This is a genomic window from Rossellomorea sp. DUT-2 (assembly GCF_052665285.1).
On record NZ_JBQPEO010000001.1, the window covers coordinates 995,417 to 1,016,716 of the forward strand.

Annotated in this window: 24 protein-coding genes; 19 read left to right on the forward strand and 5 right to left on the reverse strand. The window is 41.0% G+C overall.

The genetic code is table 11. The annotated features are described in order from the left end of the window. Positions 1–110: 110 nt before the first annotated feature. From ACOSV2_RS04980 to ACOSV2_RS05000, 5 genes are all read left to right on the forward strand, one after another. A complete protein-coding gene (locus ACOSV2_RS04980) occupies positions 111–275 on the forward strand; it encodes a hypothetical protein (protein ID WP_428974167.1) in 165 nt (54 codons plus the stop codon). A 236-nt stretch (positions 276–511) separates the two neighbouring features. Beyond that, positions 512–994 carry a YjdJ family protein gene (locus ACOSV2_RS04985; protein WP_428974168.1) on the forward strand — a complete coding sequence of 161 codons (483 nt, stop codon included), beginning with the start codon at positions 512–514 and terminating at the stop codon, positions 992–994. Between the two features lie 105 nt (positions 995–1,099). After that, the gene (locus ACOSV2_RS04990; protein WP_181778023.1) at positions 1,100–1,510 is read left to right on the forward strand and encodes a MerR family transcriptional regulator; all 411 of its coding nucleotides are present in this window, start codon (positions 1,100–1,102) and stop codon (positions 1,508–1,510) included. A 42-nt stretch (positions 1,511–1,552) separates the two neighbouring features. After that, positions 1,553–2,824 (forward strand): hemolysin family protein, encoded by a 1,272-nt coding sequence (locus ACOSV2_RS04995; RefSeq protein ID WP_428974169.1) that lies wholly within the window; start codon positions 1,553–1,555, stop codon positions 2,822–2,824. Between the two features lie 72 nt (positions 2,825–2,896). After that, a complete protein-coding gene (locus tag ACOSV2_RS05000; protein ID WP_428974170.1) occupies positions 2,897–3,721 on the forward strand; it encodes an EcsC family protein in 825 nt (274 codons plus the stop codon). A 183-nt stretch (positions 3,722–3,904) separates the two neighbouring features. Here the strand turns inward: ACOSV2_RS05000 and ACOSV2_RS05005 are convergent, their stop codons facing one another. Next, the gene (locus ACOSV2_RS05005) at positions 3,905–4,297 is read right to left on the reverse strand and encodes an SET domain-containing protein (RefSeq protein ID WP_113967823.1); all 393 of its coding nucleotides are present in this window, start codon (positions 4,295–4,297) and stop codon (positions 3,905–3,907) included. 92 nt (positions 4,298–4,389) lie between these two features. After that, the gene (locus ACOSV2_RS05010) at positions 4,390–5,703 is read right to left on the reverse strand and encodes a D-alanyl-D-alanine carboxypeptidase family protein (RefSeq protein ID WP_428974171.1); all 1,314 of its coding nucleotides are present in this window, start codon (positions 5,701–5,703) and stop codon (positions 4,390–4,392) included. A 263-nt stretch (positions 5,704–5,966) separates the two neighbouring features. Here ACOSV2_RS05010 and ACOSV2_RS05015 point away from each other — a divergent pair, with 263 nt between their 5' ends. Then, positions 5,967–6,980, forward strand: coding sequence for a S66 family peptidase (locus ACOSV2_RS05015; protein WP_428974172.1), 1,014 nt, complete (start codon positions 5,967–5,969; stop codon positions 6,978–6,980). A gap of 40 nt (positions 6,981–7,020) precedes the next feature. Here ACOSV2_RS05015 and ACOSV2_RS05020 read toward each other — a convergent pair whose 3' ends face one another. Continuing rightward, a complete protein-coding gene (locus ACOSV2_RS05020) occupies positions 7,021–7,413 on the reverse strand; it encodes a hypothetical protein (RefSeq protein ID WP_428974173.1) in 393 nt (130 codons plus the stop codon). Between the two features lie 135 nt (positions 7,414–7,548). Here ACOSV2_RS05020 and ACOSV2_RS05025 point away from each other — a divergent pair, with 135 nt between their 5' ends. The 5 genes from ACOSV2_RS05025 (at position 7,549) to ACOSV2_RS05045 (ending at position 11,110) form a co-directional block, all read left to right on the forward strand. After that, positions 7,549–8,466, forward strand: a complete 918-nt coding sequence (locus tag ACOSV2_RS05025; RefSeq protein ID WP_428974174.1) for an alpha/beta fold hydrolase — start codon at positions 7,549–7,551, stop codon at positions 8,464–8,466. Continuing rightward, positions 8,463–8,945: a DNA topology modulation protein FlaR gene (locus ACOSV2_RS05030; protein ID WP_428974175.1), complete on the forward strand. Its 483-nt coding sequence runs from the start codon at positions 8,463–8,465 to the stop codon at positions 8,943–8,945. Before ACOSV2_RS05025 ends, ACOSV2_RS05030 begins: the two co-directional genes overlap by 4 nt. Before the next feature lie 13 nt (positions 8,946–8,958). Beyond that, positions 8,959–9,504, forward strand: coding sequence for a GNAT family N-acetyltransferase (locus ACOSV2_RS05035; RefSeq protein WP_428974176.1), 546 nt, complete (start codon positions 8,959–8,961; stop codon positions 9,502–9,504). Then, positions 9,489–10,517 (forward strand): serine hydrolase domain-containing protein, encoded by a 1,029-nt coding sequence (locus tag ACOSV2_RS05040; protein WP_428974177.1) that lies wholly within the window; start codon positions 9,489–9,491, stop codon positions 10,515–10,517. Before ACOSV2_RS05035 ends, ACOSV2_RS05040 begins: the two co-directional genes overlap by 16 nt. Before the next feature lie 92 nt (positions 10,518–10,609). Beyond that, positions 10,610–11,110, forward strand: a complete 501-nt coding sequence (locus ACOSV2_RS05045) for a CBO0543 family protein (protein WP_428974178.1) — start codon at positions 10,610–10,612, stop codon at positions 11,108–11,110. 53 nt (positions 11,111–11,163) lie between these two features. On the opposite strand, the gene ACOSV2_RS05050 is transcribed toward ACOSV2_RS05045, so the two are convergent. Beyond that, complete coding sequence (locus ACOSV2_RS05050) at positions 11,164–11,667, reverse strand: GNAT family N-acetyltransferase (protein WP_428974179.1); 504 nt, start codon at positions 11,665–11,667, stop codon at positions 11,164–11,166. A 117-nt stretch (positions 11,668–11,784) separates the two neighbouring features. On the opposite strand from ACOSV2_RS05050, the gene ACOSV2_RS05055 reads away from it, so the two are divergent. The 3 genes from ACOSV2_RS05055 to ACOSV2_RS05065 all read left to right on the forward strand — a co-directional run bounded on the left by ACOSV2_RS05055 (position 11,785) and on the right by ACOSV2_RS05065 (position 13,984). Further along, on the forward strand, positions 11,785–12,216 hold the full coding sequence (locus tag ACOSV2_RS05055; RefSeq protein ID WP_428974180.1) for an HIT family protein: 432 nt from the start codon (positions 11,785–11,787) through the stop codon (positions 12,214–12,216). Between the two features lie 11 nt (positions 12,217–12,227). After that, positions 12,228–13,469, forward strand: coding sequence for an aminopeptidase (locus tag ACOSV2_RS05060; protein WP_428974181.1), 1,242 nt, complete (start codon positions 12,228–12,230; stop codon positions 13,467–13,469). 119 nt (positions 13,470–13,588) lie between these two features. Then, the gene (locus tag ACOSV2_RS05065) at positions 13,589–13,984 is read left to right on the forward strand and encodes a VOC family protein (protein WP_428974182.1); all 396 of its coding nucleotides are present in this window, start codon (positions 13,589–13,591) and stop codon (positions 13,982–13,984) included. Between the two features lie 194 nt (positions 13,985–14,178). On the opposite strand, the gene ACOSV2_RS05070 is transcribed toward ACOSV2_RS05065, so the two are convergent. Further along, the gene (locus ACOSV2_RS05070) at positions 14,179–15,294 is read right to left on the reverse strand and encodes an oxidoreductase (protein WP_428974183.1); all 1,116 of its coding nucleotides are present in this window, start codon (positions 15,292–15,294) and stop codon (positions 14,179–14,181) included. A gap of 211 nt (positions 15,295–15,505) precedes the next feature. Here ACOSV2_RS05070 and ACOSV2_RS05075 point away from each other — a divergent pair, with 211 nt between their 5' ends. The 5 genes from ACOSV2_RS05075 to ACOSV2_RS05095 all read left to right on the forward strand — a co-directional run bounded on the left by ACOSV2_RS05075 (position 15,506) and on the right by ACOSV2_RS05095 (position 21,249). Then, positions 15,506–16,063: a glycerol-3-phosphate responsive antiterminator gene (locus ACOSV2_RS05075; RefSeq protein ID WP_044337019.1), complete on the forward strand. Its 558-nt coding sequence runs from the start codon at positions 15,506–15,508 to the stop codon at positions 16,061–16,063. A gap of 338 nt (positions 16,064–16,401) precedes the next feature. Next, positions 16,402–17,232, forward strand: a complete 831-nt coding sequence (locus ACOSV2_RS05080) for an MIP/aquaporin family protein (RefSeq protein WP_428974184.1) — start codon at positions 16,402–16,404, stop codon at positions 17,230–17,232. 18 nt (positions 17,233–17,250) lie between these two features. Beyond that, positions 17,251–18,741 carry a glycerol kinase GlpK gene (gene glpK, locus ACOSV2_RS05085; protein ID WP_428974185.1) on the forward strand — a complete coding sequence of 497 codons (1,491 nt, stop codon included), beginning with the start codon at positions 17,251–17,253 and terminating at the stop codon, positions 18,739–18,741. A 172-nt stretch (positions 18,742–18,913) separates the two neighbouring features. Continuing rightward, the gene (locus ACOSV2_RS05090; protein ID WP_428974186.1) at positions 18,914–20,578 is read left to right on the forward strand and encodes a glycerol-3-phosphate dehydrogenase/oxidase; all 1,665 of its coding nucleotides are present in this window, start codon (positions 18,914–18,916) and stop codon (positions 20,576–20,578) included. A 113-nt stretch (positions 20,579–20,691) separates the two neighbouring features. Next, entirely contained in the window at positions 20,692–21,249 is a 558-nt protein-coding gene (locus ACOSV2_RS05095; protein WP_428974187.1) for a hypothetical protein, read from the forward strand. The last annotated feature ends 51 nt before the right edge of the window (positions 21,250–21,300 follow it).

Genomic DNA, 21,300 nt, shown 5'->3' on the forward strand with positions numbered 1-21,300 from the left:
TTTTGTTGGAATCCCAAATTGAGTAAAGACGAAACTTATCCATTTTTCAAACGTACATATATATAAAGAAATCTATATAAAGACATCCTCATTTAATGGGAGGGAAGCGTATGCTATGGTGGATCATCGGTATTGCCGTGGGATTCGGAGTACTCAATGGGCTTCTAAAAAGGAAGTTTTCAAAGAATTCCTTTGAAGCAGGAAATGAAAACGAAAGACAAATACAGGAAGAAGAACGTGTGAAAGCTGGCAGCTGGTTCACAGGTGGTCATTAAGAAGAAATGTCAGGGGGATCCTCCTGACATTTCTTTTATGAAAACAACCATTCAGCTAATATAATTGAAGGAAAAGAGAGATTTTCAGCTTCTCACTATGGTGAAATTAGTTAAAAGAGGGACGGACCTCTTTTCAATCTGTTTTCTGAATTAAAATACATTGAACACAGGATCCCTCATTTGAATATAGAAATAATTTGAGGTCCGTCCCTCTTAAATGAGAAAGGAGAATATTAATGTCAATTAAGTATTGGTCTCAGATAGGTGTTGGTTTGTTGGTCTTTGGGTTCACGGCATTGTTTTCTTGGTATGAAGGGAGTGCGTTGTTGGATAATCCCTGGGAATGGAAGTATTCAACTCCGTTCAGTGAGATGATTCACGGCAGCGTCTTAACCCGGGAGCAGATAGTGGATCTTGATTTTTTTGTGTACGCTGTGAAGTATTCACCACTGTTTCCAAGCGTTATGGTGATGAGCCTCAGTTACCTTTTAGTTCTACTGGGATACAGAATTCTTAAACATCGGGGATTTCCATTATTTCTAACTCTGTTTGGAGTGATGCATCTTTTGATGAGTGCATTTATCGCGTCCTCCCCCACAACAGGTGGGAACATTCTTTTTTGGCTATTTATCTTAATAGGGATTCTTCTAATCATTCTCGCCTCTCTTTTTCACTTTTCTCCATCTTTACGAATGAAGGGGCAATCCAGACAAGCATAATAAGGGGTAGGTTCTCTTTATACCTTTTACATAAAACCATAACGTTTAACTGTACGGTTTACCTTAAATAAAGTATACTACTCTAGAGGTGATGTCCTTGGGAAGTTGTATCGAATAGGAGAACTATCTAAGCAAAGTCAAGTGTCCAAAAGGACGATTGATTATTATACAAAAATAGGATTACTGGATTGCGATCGATCACACAATAATTACCGGTACTATCACGAAGAAGCGTTAGCTGACTTAAAGATGATCGAACAATGTCAGCAGATGAACATGACGTTACATGAAATTAAAGATCGATTAACGGTAATGAAATCCTTGGAAGTAGATCCATCGATTCTTGAAAAACAAGTAGACCATATTCGAAATGAAATGAATCACTTGCATAACGAATTACATGAGGTTTTACACGCGATGGAAACGCTCGGGGATGATGAGCGCAAACGAATGTTAAAGCAGGTATCCCCACAGGCTTTGGCCTTATTTCAAACATTAATGGTTTTTTCTGGTTAATCCAGCATAATAGATAAACAACTACAGGAGAGTGACTTTTTTTTGGACGATATACCACTGAATTCATTAGTATTATTAGGAGCATTAATTCTTTTATCTGCCTTTTTTTCATCGGCAGAAACGGCTTACTCAAGCGTGAATAAGATTAGACTTAAGAATTTTGTAAGTGAAGGAAGAAGAGGGAGCATTAAAGCTCATTATATTGCTGAAAACTTTGATAAAGCATTGTCCACGATATTAATTGGAAACAATATCGTGAACATCGCCGCAGCCAGTATTTCAGCAAAACTTGCGACAGATATTTTCGGAGGAAACACAGGGCTTGTCATCAGTACTTTTGTTATGACATTATTAATTCTGATTTTCGGTGAAATCCTGCCGAAATCATTGGCAAAAGAAAATGCTGAAACCTATTCCTTGACCATATCAGGCGTTCTCTTTTTCTTAATTAAAGTTCTTACACCGATCAACTTCTTTTTTATCAAATTAAAAGAGTTGGTATCGAAGTTCTTCTCAAAAAATCACGAGATGCCGTCAGTCACAGAGGAAGAGTTAAAAGTGATGCTGGATATTAGTGAAGAAGAAGGAGTCATTGATAGAGAAGAAAGAGAATTGATTCACCGCTCGATGGACTTTGATGATATCCTTGCAACCGAGGTCCTGACACCCCGGATCGATGTCAAGGCAGTTGAGGTGAATCAACCGATTGAAGAAATTAAGGAAATGTTCTTTGAAGAGCGATTTTCAAGAATTCCGGTTTACGAGGATTATATTGATAATGTGATCGGAATTCTTTCAGAGAAAGAGTTTTTCACTCATTTAATCAAATTCGGTGAAGTAAACATCCGGGAATTGATTCGGGAACCAATGTTTATATTTGAGTCTGCCAAAATCTCTTCACTTCTTACTAAGCTTCAAAAGAACAATGTGCATATGGCCATTGTAGTGGATGAGTTTGGCGGAACAACCGGAATCATCACCCTTGAAGATATCTTGGAAGAAATTGTAGGGGAAATCTGGGATGAGCAAGATGAAAAAACACATTCCATGAGAAAAATCAGCGATAAAGAATATCGATTCGATTCGCAATATCAGTTGGATGAATTTACAGAGTTACTCGATGTACCAGAGCCTGAAAGTTCTTACCATACAATTGGCGGCTGGGTCGTTGAAAGCTTTGAAGATCTTCCATCAGAAGGTGACAGCTTCGACTATGAAAACTTAAAAGTGAGCGTAGAAGAAGTTGATAATCGTCGGGTACGCACGATTAAAGTTGAAATACTAGAAGAAAAAACCGAAGATATTGTTCAATAAATATGAAATAACAGGCTCTTCATTGCCTGTTATTTTTTTGGTTTACAAATGATGGAAGGAGGGTGCTTTTATATGCACGAATCAGAAACAAGGGAAGCTCTTTTACGGGAACTTGAAGTTGTAAATAAATGGGCAGATGATCAAAAAGGGTTATGGTTTTGGGAGAAGCTCGGCCGTATTCCATTTATGATTCTAGACCGGATCACTCCTCAAATGGTGCATAACAAGATTGGACAAGCACTGGATGAAATAGGGAGCTATATACAAAAAGGTGGAAGCTACCTTACCAGTGAGAAAGAAGTAGTTAAGCGATTTACTAAGAGAACAGACAATCCTCATTTAACTGTAGAGGACATCGCCAAGCTGGCCATTTCAGATATGGATGAAGTAAGTGAAGGGATCGTGGGTATGAGAAAGAAAGTTGCGATGACCCAGGGGGCGACTACGGGAATCGGTGGGTTCCTGACTCTAAGTATTGATATACCTTTCATCCTGGGCATATCACTTAAGACTCTTCAGGAAATCGCCATAAGTTATGGGTACGACCCAAATGATCAGCAGGAGCGTATTTTCATTATTAAATGTCTACAGTTCGTTTCTTCAGATATTGTAGGGAAGCAAGCAATCCTTCAAGAGCTTTCGGACTTCAACAAAAAGGATATGGAGAGAAGAGAACAAACCCTTTCACAGCTTCAAGGATGGAGGGAAGTGATGGTCAGCTTCCGCGACAACTTCGGCTGGAAAAAACTATTCCAAATGATTCCCATCGCAGGCATCCTGTTCGGCTCCTTCATCAACAAATCCATGATCTCAGACATAGGAGAAACCGGCCGTATGCTCTACCGTAAAAGAAGAATCCTGGAGAAGCTGGAAGAGGGACGGACCTCTGAAATTTAATTTTTCTGGAGAAAAGACTAAATATCAATCTTTATAAATGATGAATGCAGATCAGAGGTCCGTCCCTCTTATTTGTATTTAATATCAGATAGGGAGCCAAAGTTAATGAAACCAGAACTTGAATTCCTGAGAATCATTCGTCAGTAAAACAAAAGGGACCTCCAGTTGGAAGTCCCTTTCATATTATTCTTCTTCGTTCTTATCTTTATTAAACCAAAGTGGTTCATCATTATCCACTTCGCCATTATAATTAATCAGCAATTCTTCGCCAGCTTGAATGTCTTTATAGGCAAAAAAGTCGAAGGTATGATTATCAAAATTTATTTCATAAGTTGTATTAGGTGTATACGAATGATTAAACAACATTCCATAACCTAATAGAAGTGCTGTATGGTTGATTCCGTATTCAAATACATAATCCGCCAGGAACGTTTTCTCAATATGTTCATGTTCCTCATTGGGATAGGGGATGACTGGTGCTTCATGAACCAGCTCTCCTTTGGCTATATCTCTTTTTGCAAAAACGCCACGATTAAGATCACCGTCACTAAGGGACGATATTTTCACTTCGATCATTATGCCACCTTCTTTCTAAATCCTTTAACTTAGTAAGCTTGACACGAACTGGATAGAAAATCAACATCAAATCTTTATTGGAGCCAGCTCAATTAAAACAAATTCCCAAAAAATCCTTGAATGCTTCGTGCACTTCGTACTAGCCAGCTAGCCTTCTCTACTGACTCAGCTGCGTAAATGTCCACTTTATAGGGAGGTTGTTTTTTATCAAAAATATACTCGTTCTTCTCCGGGGTTTCGATCATCATTTCTCCAATTTTTTCACCCTTTTCAATTGGAGCTTGAAGAGTACCATCGTCGTTAAGCTTATCTTCATCCAATTTGACTGAAGCTTTCACTTTATCCTTCTCTTCTTTTGTTACTCGAATAGATAAAGGCTTGTCTATCTTGACGGCAACCGATTGTTCCTTACCGTCTGGAACGTCTAACGTGTGTTCCTTTTTCTTTTCAATATCATTCAAGCTGTACTTTACCGTCTCAAACTCATCAAATCCATAATCAAGAAGTTCTGTCGTTTGAATAAAACGCTCTGCACTGCTGGGCTGACCATATTCATCTTTGGCATCTAAAATGACTGAAATATATCGGACTCCATCCCGCTCTGCAGTCCCTGTAAAAGTCGAACCTGCAAAGGGTGTCGTACCTGTCTTTAATCCATCTGCCCCTTTATAAAAATAAGATTTATCTTTTAATAGGCCGTTTGTATTCTTCATGAGGAGTTCCTCCTCTGTACCCGGCCTAAAAATTTTGGAAGAGAGACCCGAAGTCTCTAATACTTCAGGAAAATCATGAATGAGGTAATATGCTAAAGTAGCCATATCTTCAGCAGATACCATGTTTTCATCATTCACATCGGTTCCTTTTGGAAACATGCCGAGCATATCGTAGTTACTAAGCCCTGAAGAATTAACAAATTGAAAATTCTCAAATCCAAGTTCTTTTGCTTTGGCATTCATCTGCTTTACAAATTCACCTTCAGTACCTGCCACCACTTCTGAAAGAGCAATCGCTGCACCATTTCCTGATTTGATTACCATGGCATCATACAGTTCTTTTACCGTATACTCTTCGTCCGCTCGCAGGGGAACATTGCTCAGTCCTGGTGCATTCGCTAATTGATAGACTTTGTCACTTACTTTATACGTTTGATCCCAATTAATCTTTCCTTCTTCAATGGCTTCTAACACAAGGTATTCAGTCATCATTTTCGTCATGCTGGCAATCCCGAGGAGCTGATCTTCATGTTCTTTATACACAATCTTACCTGTATCTGCTTCCACTAAAATCGCAGCATCTGCATTTATATCTAATTTCATCTTACCATGCGCCGTTTGTTGAAAAGGCGTCATAGCCATAAGGGATATCATCAAAACCGACAGGCTTTGCTTTACCGTATTCTTTTTCAAATCAGTACCTCCAAAAAACAATTTTACGCAACCAAATTATTTTACCATACAAGCCTCCCAAACACCCCAAATCAACACAACCTTTTCAAATCGTTCATATTATTGTCAAAATGAGGGACGGACCTTACTTTTTTGAGAATCCTTAATTTTATTGGGGGATGTGATAGGATGAGGTCCGTCCCTCTATTAAAAATAGGAAAATAATTCTTGTTTCAAACCTTCTAATCTGGTAAAATCATTTAAACTGTTTGGAGGGAAAGATTATGATTACATACCCACTATTGAAAAATGACGCAACCATAGGCGTGACCGCTCCTTCATCGGGAGTTCCTGAAGAACTACATGGTATGGTCAAGCAATCCATTGTAAAAATGGAGAGTAAAGGTTACTCCGTAAAATGCGGAGAGACCGTGTGGACGCAGAATAAAGCTAAATCTTCCTCAGCTCAAAAAAGGGCCACAGAATTGAACCAAATGCTGCAGGACGAAAAAATCTCCCTTATCATCCCACCATGGGGCGGTCAACTTCTCATAGAAATCCTGGACCTCATTGATTATGAAAATATCAAAACGAAATGGGTGCTGGGTTATTCCGACATCAGTGTGCTTTTACTGGCACTCACATTAAAAACCGGAATCGCCACTGCACATGGAACCAATCTTGTTGATTTAAGAGGTGAATACTCCGATCCAACGACGGCACAATGGGAATCCGTTCTCTCAGCGAAAGTAGGATCATCTGTAAGTCAATATTCATCCCTACACTATCAAAAAGAATGGAATCACGACCAGCCTTCTCCAACAGTCTTTCATTTGAATGAGCCAACTATTTGGAAAACTGTAGGAAATCAAGATGTAAAGGTCAATGGCCGTCTACTCGGAGGCTGCATAGATGTCATCAGGCACTTGGTCGGAACGCCTTACGGAAATATAGCAGATTTTAGAGAGGAGCATATAAAGAATGAACCCATCCTCTGGTATTTTGAAAACTGTGAATTAACGACAGCTGATCTGCGCCGTTCACTTGTACAGATGAAATTAGCCGGCTGGTTCGACCATTCTTCCGGTATTCTGTTTGGAAGAAGTGCCGCCAACACGCCTGTTGGTGATTATACGATTGAAGATGTCTATCAAGAGCTGTCAGACGAGATGCAGATTCCAATCGTGTATGATATTGACTGTGGGCATCAGCCTCCTCAAGTTACTTTTATCAATGGAGCACATGGAGAGGTAGAAGTCTCAGGTGGAAAAGGAAAGGTCATTCAAACATTCAAATAATCAATAAAAAAACGTCCTACTCCCAGGACGTTTTTTCTGCTTATTTCTTTGAAACATTATACCGCTTTTCATTTAACATCCACATGATGTATCCCCATACCCATCCGCCTGCTAAACAGCATACGATTAAAAAGGGAAGGTAGTCTCTAATCACTACATACAGAATCACTGAAAATACCAATCCAGTAATCAACGACCCATATACAACTGAAAAGAACCACTTCCCCTTTTCCCGAATGGTATCCCAACGTCTCCAGTAGGTGCCATCCGGCTCCCTGCTATTGATAAAGAAAACACAGGCATTCAGAAAAAAGATAAGACTGATGACCAAATACATGTAAGATTGCGGATCTAACCAAAACACTAGAAAATTAATCAAAGAAGTGAAGGAGAACATGATATATATAAGTTTATTTTGTTTTATTTTTTCCATTTCTGCGCCCCCAATCTTCTGTATTATATCAAACCAATTCCGACATGGACCAACATATTCCAACATAATAAAGGAAAACCCCTCCATCTTCTAGAAGACTAATGAAGAACAGAATTCGTTAAGGAGTTTTTATTAATGAAAGCAAATGTAATGACCATTCGAAAAAAAGGGATCTATGTCGAAACCCATGGTTCTAAGGAGAATCCCGCCTTACTCTACTTGCATGGTGGCCCCGGTGAAAGTTGTTATGATTTCTCGTTTCATCAAAGTGAACGATTAGGGAAACATTTTTATCTTATTGCGATCGATCAAAGAGGTGTTTGCCGTTCAGAAGCCATTCAAGAAAATGAAGAGTTTGGTTTTCAAGATCTGGTCGAGGATTGTGAAGCACTCAGAAAAGAATTAGGAATCGATAAATGGTCTGTAATAGGGCATTCCTTTGGAGGGTTTCTGGCTCTTGCATACGTCTCCCAGTATCCTGAATCCATCGAGAAAGTCATTTTCGAATGTCCCACCTTCGATTTCACCCTGACATCTAAGGGACTACTAAGAAAAACCGCTCGATTATTCGGAAAATACAATCGATATGAGTTACAAGGGAAGGCCATGAAATTGGCAGAGGAACACCTTTCTCCAAGAGATTTTACAGAAATTTATATGAAGCTGAGTGATGAACTTGGAGAACACCGCATGCAAATCTATACACATAATTTTGATAACCCTACTGATTATTATGCTACTTACACAGACGAAGAATGGGACACCTTATACGACCGTTCAGATCATCACTATCATCTTCTCCGGGAAGAGGGAGTCATTTTCACCAGTTTGCTAGATAGAATCAAGCTAATAGAAACACCGATGCTTCTTCTTACAGGAGAATACGATCCCGTTACATGTGAAAAACATGTAGAAATATTTAAGAGAGATGCAGCAAATGGGGAGATCGTTCATTTTAAACATAGTGGTCATACCCCCCATTACGAGGAAGCCGACTGCTTTAAACAGGTGATCTTGGATTATCTATTAGTCAAAGACCGGCAATTCTCATGAACACAGCTAAAAAAATTCACATCATAGGCTCCGTCGCAAGCGGAAAATCCACACTCGCTCGCCAGCTTTCAAGCGAAAGAGGGATCCCCTATTATGAGCTTGATCATGTGATGTGGAGAATACACCCCGATGGTGATAGTAGAAATACGGAAGCCCAACGAAGAGACATACTTATCTCAATACTAAATCGAGAATCATGGATCATCGAAGGCGTACATTATCAAGAATGGATGTACAAATGTCTTGAAGAGGCAGAGCTTATCATTTTTCTTGATACACCAAAATGGAAGCGGAACTACAGGATACTCAAACGCTACGTAGAAGAGAAATATGGATTCAAAGAAGGGAACTACAAGCAAACCTTCACGATGCTAAGAAAAATGTATGGATGGAGTCGTCACTACGAGAGGAAAGAAAAGCCGATCGTCATGCAAATCCTCGATTCATATCAAGACAAAGTCATCATCCAAAAAGGATAAAGGAGCAATCAACATGTTTACTTATAAACTAAACGGCGAATTAGAATTAAGACTTCTCGATATACAGGATGCTGAACGAATCCACGAATTGACTGATCAGTCCAGATCGTATTTACGTGAGTGGCTCCCATGGGTGGATTACTCAAAAACGGTTGAGGATTCAAAGGAATTTATTAAAAGTACACGTTTAGGCTTCGCGAATAATAAGAGCTTAGCTACCGGCATCATTTATCAAAATGAAATAGTAGGGGTAGCAGGATTCAACGTACTTGATTGGTCAAACAAAGTGGCGTACATCGGCTACTGGTTAGGTGAAGGCTACCAAGGAAAAGGAATTATGACGACAGTGGCAAAGGGACTCACTAAATACGCATTTGAATACTATAAAATGAATAAAGTCGAAATAACCGCTGCAGAATTCAACCATCGCAGTCGAGCGATACCCGAGCGTCTTGGTTTCAAGGAAGAAGGGAAGCTGAGGCAAAGAGAATGGATTTACGATCATTTTGTGGATCATATTGTATATGGGATGCTTGCAGACGAGTGGAAGAAGTCTTGAAACAGACCGTCCAAGAACCATTAAAGGAATTGATCTCCTGGGTTGAAGACATTAAACATAAAAACGGGAGTTCAGCTGCATCCCTTTATATTATAAAAGATGACCAGGTCGTTTTGGAGCATTATAGCGGCAGGTACTCCCATGAAAAAAATGCAGCTCAAATCACAAAAAAGTCTCAATTTAATGTTGCCTCTGCCCGTAAAAGCTATTTAGGCCTTACGATTGCCTACGCTTTACATGATAAATATATATCGAGTCTGGACGATCCCATCACTCAGTATTTCCCTGAGTTTGATAAGGATTTGTTTGAAGGCACAGCGATCCGTCATCTTGTAACTCATTCCCACGGACTCGATACCGACGAAAAAGGATACATGTTTCGGGAATTCAAGCCCGGTAGCAGCTGGGCATACCGTAACGTGGGTGTGGACATTATGACAAAATTAATTCACCGACTGTATGGAAAAGGGTTCCCACAGCTTTTAAACGAGAGGGTTTTTACTCCCTTGGGGTTTAGTGAAACGGGATGGAGAACGGAATCAGGTGAAAATCTTGTACCTATCATCGGCCACATCGATAAACCTGCGCTACCTGGACTGGGGTCAGCTTCAGATGGAACGGAGAAGAATTTATTTGCATCTACCAGGGAATTTGCTCTCTGGGGGCAGCTACATGTTCAGAAAGGCATGATGAATGGAAGACAAATCGTTCCCTCTAAAGTAATTGAGACTGCCACTTCCATTCAAAATGTTTCGTATTCTGACTCCACCCTTCCTGAGAACGGTCTGTTTTGGTACGTTCAAGATGTTCCAAGGGATAAAAGTGAATTGGGGGAGAGGGTACCTTCAGGATCTTATCAAATTTTAGGTGTCACCGGCCCAACGATTCTTGTCATACCTGCTTATAATGTGGTGGTGTCAAAAATGTATAACAAGCGATACAACTATGGGGGAGACCAATACCTTTATTATTTACGGGAGTTTAGTAACAAAGTGGCAGATCTATTTTCATGAAGAATGGTGCACTCCAATAGAACGGAGAATGAATTACCAAATATTTGGTAACACTAATATCTATATTATGAGTCGGTCTATGGGGGGATCCCATGTTTCATATTGTAGTCATAGTAGTGATTATTCTCAGTTCCTTGAAATGGGGTTCCTGGAATAGATGGAGAGAATTTCTTCCCACGATCTATTATTTTAGTTTTTTCAATATGTTTTATCAGTATATCAGCTACACCATGAAGGCGGTTTGGGAACTAGATGGCTTTTTCATCAATATGTTTGTGACGGATTCACTTTACACGATGATCGCTTATCCTTGCCTTGTGGTTCTCTTTTTGAGCCACTATCCAGAGGAGATCAGAATGAAAATCTTCTATTATTTTAAGTACATAGGTGTTGCCATCTTGATTGAATGGGCAGCGTGGAGAATGGATTCCATTGAATATTTTGAAGGCTGGAATCTTTGGTGGACCCTCCTGTTTTATTTTATTATGTTTCCCATGCTGCGCCTTCACTTCAAAAACCCGGTTCGGGCATTGATGGTTTCAGTCTTTGTCATTGCGTTTTTACTTATTAGCTTTGATTATCATGTACTATAAAAAACGGTGAATCCACATCTTGGGACTCACCGTTTTACAATGTGAAAAGAGTTTTATAAGAACAAAACCATCAGTTCTTCATCGAAATATTCATCGTTATATTTCAATGCCCGCTTTTCTGTCCCGTATGGCTTGAATCCACAAGAGTGATAGAGGCCCTTCGCTGTTTCATTGGTTGTCACAACAGTAATCATAACTTGTTCAATGCCATCTTCAGCTTTTGCTTGAGTGATGGCAGCTTGAAGCAGCCCTCTTGCGAATCCTTTCCCACGATGGGCAGGGGAAACATACATGGCAAAGATAGAAGCTTTATGCTTCATTTTTAATGCTCCTTCACGTACGAGGGTCACCGCTCCGACTAGTTTCCCGTCATCAAAGTAACCAAACGTGTAGCTGCCATTTTTCGCAAGTCTCTCGGCTGTCACTTCAATTGGATTGGTACGGGCAATGGCTTCTTCATAGCTGCTTCCGAAGCTTGAAGGACTCTGCTGCAACATTTCCAAACGAAGCTGCCAATAAGCTTCAGCATGTTTTTCATTGAGTAATTGAATTTCCATTATTTTCTGACCTTCTTTCTGTTCCATGATATGATGAGAGGAGCTTTTATTTTATTTTAGCTATTCAAACAGAATTCGACATTATTGATGGAATCCCTTTAAATTGGAGGTATATGTATGGAAGATTGTCTCGGCTGCCGCCTTGCAAATGAAAAAGAGAGAGTATTTATCATATACGAAAATGATCATGTGGCCTGCTTTTTGGACCATGTACCGCATCACCCCGGACATACCCTGATTCTCCCTAAACGACACAACGTGGAAGTAACGGAATTCAGTGAAGAAGAAAGTCTCTCCATAATGAAGGCTTCACAACTCGTTGCACAAGCCGTTCAGGCTCTATATAAACCCAACGGGATTACCATCTGCCAGAATGGGGGCATCTACAACGAGTTAACGCATTATCATATGCACGTTATTCCGCGAAATGAAGAGGCAGATCGATTCGGCGAACTGTTTTATGGAGAGGCTGAGGTTGAACAACACAGTGAATCACTGGAAGAAACTCAAGAAAAGATGATTGCTTGCATTAATAGACTACTAGAATAGGAGTTAACAAAATGACAATACATAAAGATTTCGACCAAAAAATAATTCAATACGCAGAGCTCGCGATTAAAGTGGGAGTAAATGTTCAGCCTGATCAGCCCCTTTGGATTTCTGCACCACTCGGAACTGAAAAATTCGTACGCATTGTTGTAAAAGAAGCATATCTTGCCGGAGCAAGAAACGTGCATGTTCAATGGTACGACGAGGAAATCATGAGAACACATTATGAACTGGCCCCGGATGACACTTTCTACGAATTCCCAAGCTGGCTGGCTGTTGCGCATGAATGGGTTGTGGACAATAAAGGAGCCTTTCTTCAAATAGAAGCTAATGATCCGGACCTGTTGAAAGGAATCGATCCAGACCGAATCCTTAATTTTGAAAAAGCAAGTGGAGATGCCCTGGACCGTTTCTATGAAGCGATTGAAAAGGATCAGATCAGCTGGTCTATCGTGGCTATCCCTTCACAAAAATGGGCAGACAAGGTTTTTCCTGACTTACCAGAGAAAGAAAGAATCCCAAGTCTTTGGGACCGTATCTTCACATCCGTTCGTATTAATCATGAAGATCCAGTCCTCGCTTGGCAAACACATATCGAAACCCTGACCAACAAAGCAAGCGAACTCAATCACCTAAAGCTCAAATCCTTGCACTACCAATCGGAAGGGACGGACCTTACCGTTGAACTCCATGAAGATCACTTATGGCTGACAGGAGCAAGTAAAACACCAGATGGAACCCATTTTATTGCCAATATGCCGACAGAAGAAGTATATACTGTCCCTGTAAAAACCGGAGTCAATGGCATAGTTTCAAGTACCAAACCACTCGCTTACAATGGGAACGTGATCGACGATTTCACCCTTACGTTTGAAGATGGGGAAATTAAGAAAATCACAGCCAGAGAAGGGGAGGAAATCCTGAAAAAATTGATCCTGACAGACGATGGAGCGGCCTACCTTGGAGAGGTGGCCCTTGTCCCACATCAGTCTCCTATCTCAGATTCTGGCGTTCTATTCTTTAACACCTTATTCGATGAGAATGCATCAAATCATTTAGCGATCGGTTCCTCTTACCCGACTTGTATAAAGGATGGAGACATCTTATCCGATGAAGAACGGGAAGAAAAAGGACTCAATGAAAGTGTGGTTCACGAAGATTTCATGATTGGTTCAGAACATATGAATATAGATGGAGTGTGCCATGATGGAAGAAAGATCGCTATTTTCCGTAATGGGAACTGGGCTATCTGATTTAATATTTATTAGTCTTGGTCAGTTGTTGTATTGCTAAATCAAATCACCCTAAAGCACTCTTCCCTAAAAGGAAATAGATGATTAAATCACCCTGCTTAAAAAAAAGGAGAGATTCTATGATTTATGAAATGACGGTACAAGTCCGGGTAACTGATATGCAAAAAGGGCAAAAATGGTATGAAACTCTATTAAACCGCACTCCTGATTTCATTCCTCACGAAGGATTTGCAGAATGGGAACTCATTCCCGGCTGTTGGCTACAGGTAGCAGAGGGCACACCAACGCCTAATTCCGGTCCCATCCGTTTGGGTGTTGAAGATATTAGCAGAGAACGGGAAAGACTGTCATCCCTTTTAGGTACAAAGTACTTTGACATCCATGAAAGAGAGGAAGTTCCAGTCAAGTGGGCAACCTTTCAGGATCCATGGGGGAATGGAATCGGTATGTTCGAGTATCACAGTAAAACTGAAATGCAAGCTCGTATCCAGTCCCTTTTAGGAAATGAAAAATAAGGTCCCGCTATCAAGATCCTGCAATACAACGTATAATACATGGAAAAGCAGGAACAATTCCATCAACCTATTTGATTTAAAAGAAGACAAGGCTTGCAGATCCTATTGGTGTAAAATTATTAACTTACTTCCGACTTATATCACGAAAAGAAGAACCCTTCATGTCAGTGAAGGGTTCTTCTTTTGCATAATACTTATTCTACAATTTTCATCTCAAGCTCATGTTTTTTCACATATGCTTGAGGAAGCAAGATTTTTTCAAAGTCGAACTCCTCAAAATCCAAGTCTTTTTCAACCTTATTCGGAAGATCCGGGTTCGCAAGGGCACTTGTACCTAAGCTGATAAACTCAGCCTGTTCTTTTTGTAGAAGTACTTCTGCTTTAGAAGGATCACCGAGTTGACCATTGGCTATTACCGGTAATCGACTAAAGGAAGTAGCAGCCTCGGCAAGTGTCTGACTGTTCTCACCGAAGGAAGGTTGTGCACCATCTCCGTCAGTTGTATGAATATAATCAAGTTCTGTTTTTCCTAAAGTGGTGAAGATTGTCTGAGCGGCAGCTTGTCCTTCTGGCCATTTATAACTTTGATCTGCCACTTTCCCTTGAGAAATACGAATCCCTACCACAAAGTCATCGCCGACAGCACTCCGGACATCGTGGATGATCTCGGTTAGTAGACGAAGTCGATTTTCAAGTGAGCCACCGTATTCATCTTCTCGTTTATTTAAATAATCCGTCAAGAACTGATCTAGTAAATATCCATTGGCACCATGAATTTCTACACCTTCAAATCCTGCTTCTTTGGCATTAACAGCACTTTCTACGAAGGACTTTTTGACAGCTTCAATATCGTCCACCGTCATTTCTTCCGGCACAGGGAAGGGGCCGGACCCTCCGTAGAATCCGAGTTGATCACCCTTAGGTGCAATGGCAGAAGGTGCTTTAGTATTGTCTTTATAGGCATTACCTTGACTTTGTCCTCCTGCGTGCATAAGCTGAGCGATCATCAAGGATTCGTGGTCGTGAACCGTTTGAACAATTTTTCTCCATGCTTCTATTTGCTCTTTATTGACAATGCCCGGCTGGTTGAAGTATCCCTGACTGTATTGATTATCTGTGTATATTCCTTCTGAGATGATGACACCGAAACCGCCTTTTGCAAAGCGTTCATAATACTTTTCCATCGTTTCATTTGCCACGCCGTTTTCTTCTGCACTCACCCGGGTCATGGGTGCAACTATATAACGATTCTTAGTTAAGCTGGCTCCGAGGTTTCCTTTTGAAAATAGTAGAGTATATGGTGAACTCATTTTGAACACTCCTTTAATGTATTTTACAGATGATTATATCTCTCACCTTTAACGGAATCTAACTTTACGCCTGATGAATATGCCAGTCCCATAAAATGTAATATTGTGGTAAAATCAATATGGCTGCTACTATTTAAAACATACTGTATCATTTATGGTATAATTTCTCCTTGTGAAAACATACATGCTACATCAATAAGGGGGTAAAATAATGAGTTTTGAAGGTCAAAAGATAATGCCTGCCATCCGCTCTATGAAGGACTTTGATAAAATGCTTGAAACCTCTTTTCAATATGGTGTGTTTCTCGATCTCCATGTCGGGATGCTGAAGAGCGTCTTCGACTATGCGCGAAACCAGAATCGAAAGATGTTTTTACATTTAGATTTAATTCACGGCTTATCAAGTGATGAGTATGCTGCGGAATATGTCTGTCAGGAAATCAAACCCTATGGCATTATATCCACTAAAGGAAATGTGATAAAAAAAGCAAGACAAAAAGGTGTTTTTGCCACTCAACGAATGTTCGTGATTGACTCAAGTGCCATGAATCGGAGCATTGAACTTATACATAAGACAGATCCCGACTTTATTGAAGTGCTGCCTGGTGTGGTTCCTAAAATTATAAAAGAAATAGGTGAAAAGACGGGCAAGCCCATATTTGCAGGAGGACTGATTGACACAGTGGAGGAAGTGGAAGCAGCAATCGAGGCAGGCGCAACGGCGATTACGACTTCTGATCGGGTACTCTGGAAACATTTTGACAGATGAAAAATCACAAAAATTCATTGACACCGCTTTCATTGTGAAGTAATATAGTTCACAAGTTAATACGTTGTGAAAGAGATGAAGAGACTCACGTGAATTGCCTGCTATTGATGGGCATATTCCGTGAGTTTTTTTATTTTTTTCCACAGGCTCTGTTATCGATCGATTAACAAGATTACCACTGGCATTTATGGGGTAAACGAGCTAAAAAGCCCCGTAAAAACCAGAAAATGGGTAGTGCCGCAAGTTCTCTTTTTAAGGACAGGTGTTACACACATGTTTGTTAACGTTCAGCAGCATAGGAAAACAAAGCAAAATCAAATTGAAATGAGGGATGAAACATGAATGCATTTTTAGGAGAAGTGGTAGGGACAGCATTGCTCATCATTTTCGGTGCGGGGGTTTGTGCCAATGTGAATCTCAAGAAGTCATTCGCTTATAACGCCGGATGGATCGTCATCACATTCGGATGGGGGTTGGGTGTCGCCATGAGCGTATACGCCGTTGGGCAGTTTAGCGGGGCTCACTTAAATCCGGCTGTCACATTAGGACTTGCATTCAATGGGGACTTCCCATGGAGCAATGTACCTGAGTATATCCTGGCTCAAATGATTGGAGCAATCATTGGGGCCACGGTTACTTATTTACACTTTTTACCCCACTGGCACGCAACAAAGGATCCCGGTGTAAAATTAGGGGTTTTTGCTACGGGTCCGGCCATTCCACATTATTTTTCTAATTTATTGAGTGAAATCATTGGAACTTTTGTTTTAGTAGTAGGATTATTATCCATAGGGGCGAATACCTTTACAGACGGATTGAATCCATTTATTGTCGGTTTCCTTATTATTGCAATCGGGATCTCACTTGGTGGAACAACCGGCTATGCCATCAATCCAGCTCGTGATCTTGGACCGCGGATCGCACACTTCCTGCTTCCGATTCCGGGAAAGGGTCCATCCAACTGGGGATATTCATGGATTCCTGTAGTCGGCCCAGTGTTAGGCGGATCATTTGGAGGCGTTTTTTATAAAGCGGTTTTCCTTGGACAAGTCACGACAAGCTTCTGGGTCGTCCTGGTTATCACACTTGCTGTTCTTGGACTTGCCCATTTGAGTGACAGAAAGAACAGTTTAGCCCAAAAAGTACATCAATTATCAACTGAAAATTAATCTTTGGAGGGGTTATCAATGGAAAAGTACATTTTATCTTTGGATCAAGGAACAACAAGCTCAAGAGCCATCCTTTTTAATAAACAAGGGGAAATCGTTCATACTGCACAAAAAGAGTTTACTCAGCATTTTCCTAAACCGGGCTGGGTAGAGCACAGCGCAAATGAAATTTGGGGATCCGTTCTGGCCGTCATTGCAAGTGTTTTATCGGAATCAAGTGTGAAACCTGAACAAATAGAAGGTATCGGAATCACCAATCAACGTGAAACAACCGTCGTGTGGGATAAGGAGACCGGTGACCCGGTTTACAATGCGATCGTGTGGCAATCCCGTCAAACTGCCGGAATTTGTGATGATTTAAAATCACAAGGATTAAACGAAACCTTCCGTGATAAAACCGGATTACTGATTGATGCTTATTTCTCCGGTACGAAAGTCAAATGGATTCTGGACAACGTCGAAGGAGTAAAGAAAAAAGCGGAAGAAGGAAAGCTTCTGTTCGGAACGATTGACACCTGGTTAATCTGGAAAATGACTGGTGGAACCGCACACGTAACAGATTACTCTAACGCATCACGGACACTTATGTATAATATCCATGACCTGAAATGGGATGAAGAGCTGCTAGATATTCTTGGTGTACCAGCAAGTATGCTTCCAGAGGTCCGTCCCTCATCGGAAGTGTATGGAAAAACGGTTCCGTATCATTTTTTTGGGAGAGAGATACCGATCGCAGGTGCAGCGGGGGATCAGCAGGCCGCAATGTTTGGACAGGCCTGTTATGAGAAAGGCATGGCTAAGAATACGTATGGAACAGGCTGCTTTATGCTTATGAATACGGGTGAAAAAGCAGTGAAGTCTGATAATGGACTATTAACGACACTTGCCTGGGGAATCGACGGAAAGGTCGAATATGCTCTTGAAGGCAGCATTTTCGTAGCCGGTTCTGCGATTCAGTGGCTTCGCGATGGACTGCGTATGCTGAAGGATGCAAAGGACAGCCAGGGCTACGCAGAAAAAGTGGACTCAACCGATGGAGTGTATGTTGTCCCTGCCTTTGTAGGATTGGGAACTCCTTATTGGGACAGTGATGTTCGCGGTGCTGTGTTTGGTTTGACCCGAGGCACTTCGAAAGAGCATTTTGTAAGAGCCACATTGGAATCACTTGCCTATCAGACGAAAGATGTCTTGACTGCCATGGAAGCGGATTCCGGAATCTCCCTTAAGAAACTTCGAGTCGATGGAGGGGCGGTCAAAAATGATTTCTTAATGCAGTTCCAGAGCGATCTGCTATCCGTACCGGTCGAACGTCCGGTCGTCAATGAAACAACCGCTCTTGGTGCTGCCTACCTTGCAGGACTTGCTGTCGGGTTCTGGAAAGATCGCGAAGAAATCTCCAAGCAATGGAATAAAGACAAACAATTCGAACCGGATATGGCCACTGAGACACAGGAAGAACTATACAACGGCTGGAAAAAAGCTGTGAAAGCAGCTATGGCTTTTAAATAAAAGAAACATATGATATAATGAGCACAAGTTAATAAAACGGTTAGAGACCAAGAGAGACCAAACTTGCATTATGGCACACTACACCCATGATGTTTGTTTCGGTCTCTTTTTTTATGGTTAAACAGTAGAGTGAGAGTTTGAATTATTTCTTTAATCCTAGGAGGAACCAACTATGACATTTTCAAGTACTGCCCGACAAGAAGTGAAACATACATTGTCATCGAACCAATTCGACCTGATTGTAATCGGAGGAGGAATTACCGGTGCAGGAATCGCCCTCGATGCATCCAAACGGGGGATGAAGGTTGCCCTGGTCGAGATGCAGGATTTTGCGGCGGGTACGTCCAGCCGTTCAACAAAATTAGTCCACGGAGGCTTACGTTATTTAAAACAATTCGAAGTGAAAATGGTTGCAGAAGTAGGAAAAGAACGGGAAATCGTATACGAAAACGGACCTCATGTCACCACACCTGAATGGATGCTATTACCCCTTCATAAAGGAGGAACATTCGGTAAATTCAGCACCTCGATTGGCTTGAAGGTATATGACTATCTCGCTGGTGTTAAGAGAAGTGAAAGACGATCCATGCTATCGGTATCTGAAACGTTAACGAAAGAGCCCCTCGTCAAAAAAGATGGTTTGAAAGGCGGAGGTTACTATGTAGAATACCGTACAGACGATGCACGTTTAACCATCGAAGTCATGAAGGAAGCAGTCGCTCATGGAGCAACGGCTTTAAACTATATGAAATCCCAGCGATTCCTCTATGAAAATAAGAAAGTAGTCGGAATTGAAGCTGAAGATCTGGTAACGGGGGATACGATCGAAATCCGCGGTTCAAAATTCGTCAACGCCGCAGGTCCTTGGGTAGATGATGTACGCGGAAAGGATTACAGTACGAATAACAAACAGCTTCGCTTAACTAAGGGTGTTCATCTTGTCATTGATCAAAGCAAATTCCCGCTTCAGCAGGCGGTTTACTTTGATACTCCTGATAAAAGAATGGTATTCGCGATTCCCCGAGATGGCAAAGCTTATGTCGGAACAACTGACACATTTTTCGATCAGGAAAAATCATCTCCTCATATGACATCTGAGGACCGGGATTATATCCTGGATGCGATTCATTTTATGTTTCCCGATGTATCTGTAGGGAAAGAGGATGTGGAATCGAGCTGGGCAGGTGTACGACCCTTAATTTTTGAAAAAGGGAAGGACCCTTCTGAAATATCCCGTAAAGATGAACTTTGGGAAGCAGAAAGTGGACTCATCACTATTGCCGGGGGAAAGCTTACTGGTTACCGTAAAATGGGGGAAACAGTGGTTGACCTTGTATCAAAAAGATTAAAAGAAGAGAACAAGAAGAAGTTTCCCGCTTCTTCTACGAAGCATATGCCGATCTCTGGAGGTCATGTAGGAGGATCGAAAAACTTCCGAGCATTTATTGATCAAAAAGCAGATGAGGCGCATCAATTTGGATTAACAGAGGAAGAGGGAAGAAAGCTTGCAGCCATGTACGGTTCAAACGTGGATCAGCTCTATAAGCTTGCTCATGCTTATAGTGGAACAAGTGATGAAAGGTCCGTCCCTCCTTATTTATATGCGCAACTGATTTATGCGATTCAGGAGGAGATGGCCGCGACGCCGGTTGATTTCTTTATTAGACGGACTGGTGCTTTATTCTTCGATCGTGAGTGGGTGGAGAAATGGAAGGAGCCTGTAATCGAGATAATGACGAAGCTTCTGAAGTGGAATACAGAGCAGGAACAGCAATATAGAGCAGAATTAAATAGTGAGCTTAAGAGTGCAGTAGTCCCGGTAGATTTGCAGTCGTAAGCAGGAAACCGGCAGAATGAATTTTCTGCCGGTTTGTTTGTATACATGAGGAATTTATGTAAGAATCATGATAAAATCAGGATAAATATGTTAATTTTTCGGAGGGATGCTGGTTGGAAGAAAAAAAGAATACCAGGGGAAGGTTCCTCCTATCACTGTTAGTGTCTTCACTAATTGCCTTTGCAATCACTCTCTATTTTGAAAAAGGTGAATTTATCACAAGAAAGGGTGCATTTAGGCAACACCTTGAACAATTAGAGTTTAAGGGCACTTACCATGATCTGAAAGTTGTTTCAGAAAAAGAATCCGGGCAGCAATACCTCCTTCTCTATACCTATATGAATAAGGACGGGGAAAAACAGATCGGACTGGCCATTTATAAAAAAATGAATGTTCTACCCCTTTATGAACTGTACAGTATTAATGATTCTCCTCTATTATCTGCCGGAACAGAATTTCTTCATACTTATCAGTTTATTGTTTACGGTGACCGCGACGAAATGGGTGCTGACTACTTTACATACCGGGAAAATATCCAGTTTAAACGTATAGAGCTTGAAGAGAATGACTACTTCATTCACATCCAACCTTACGAGGGTATGCTCCATGTTCCTCAAGTGAACTTTTATTCTAGTGATGGAAAAATAGTTGGATTCACGCAGGCAAAATAATGATCCATAAATATGCTTACAATTATATAAATATATGAATAGTTGATGAAA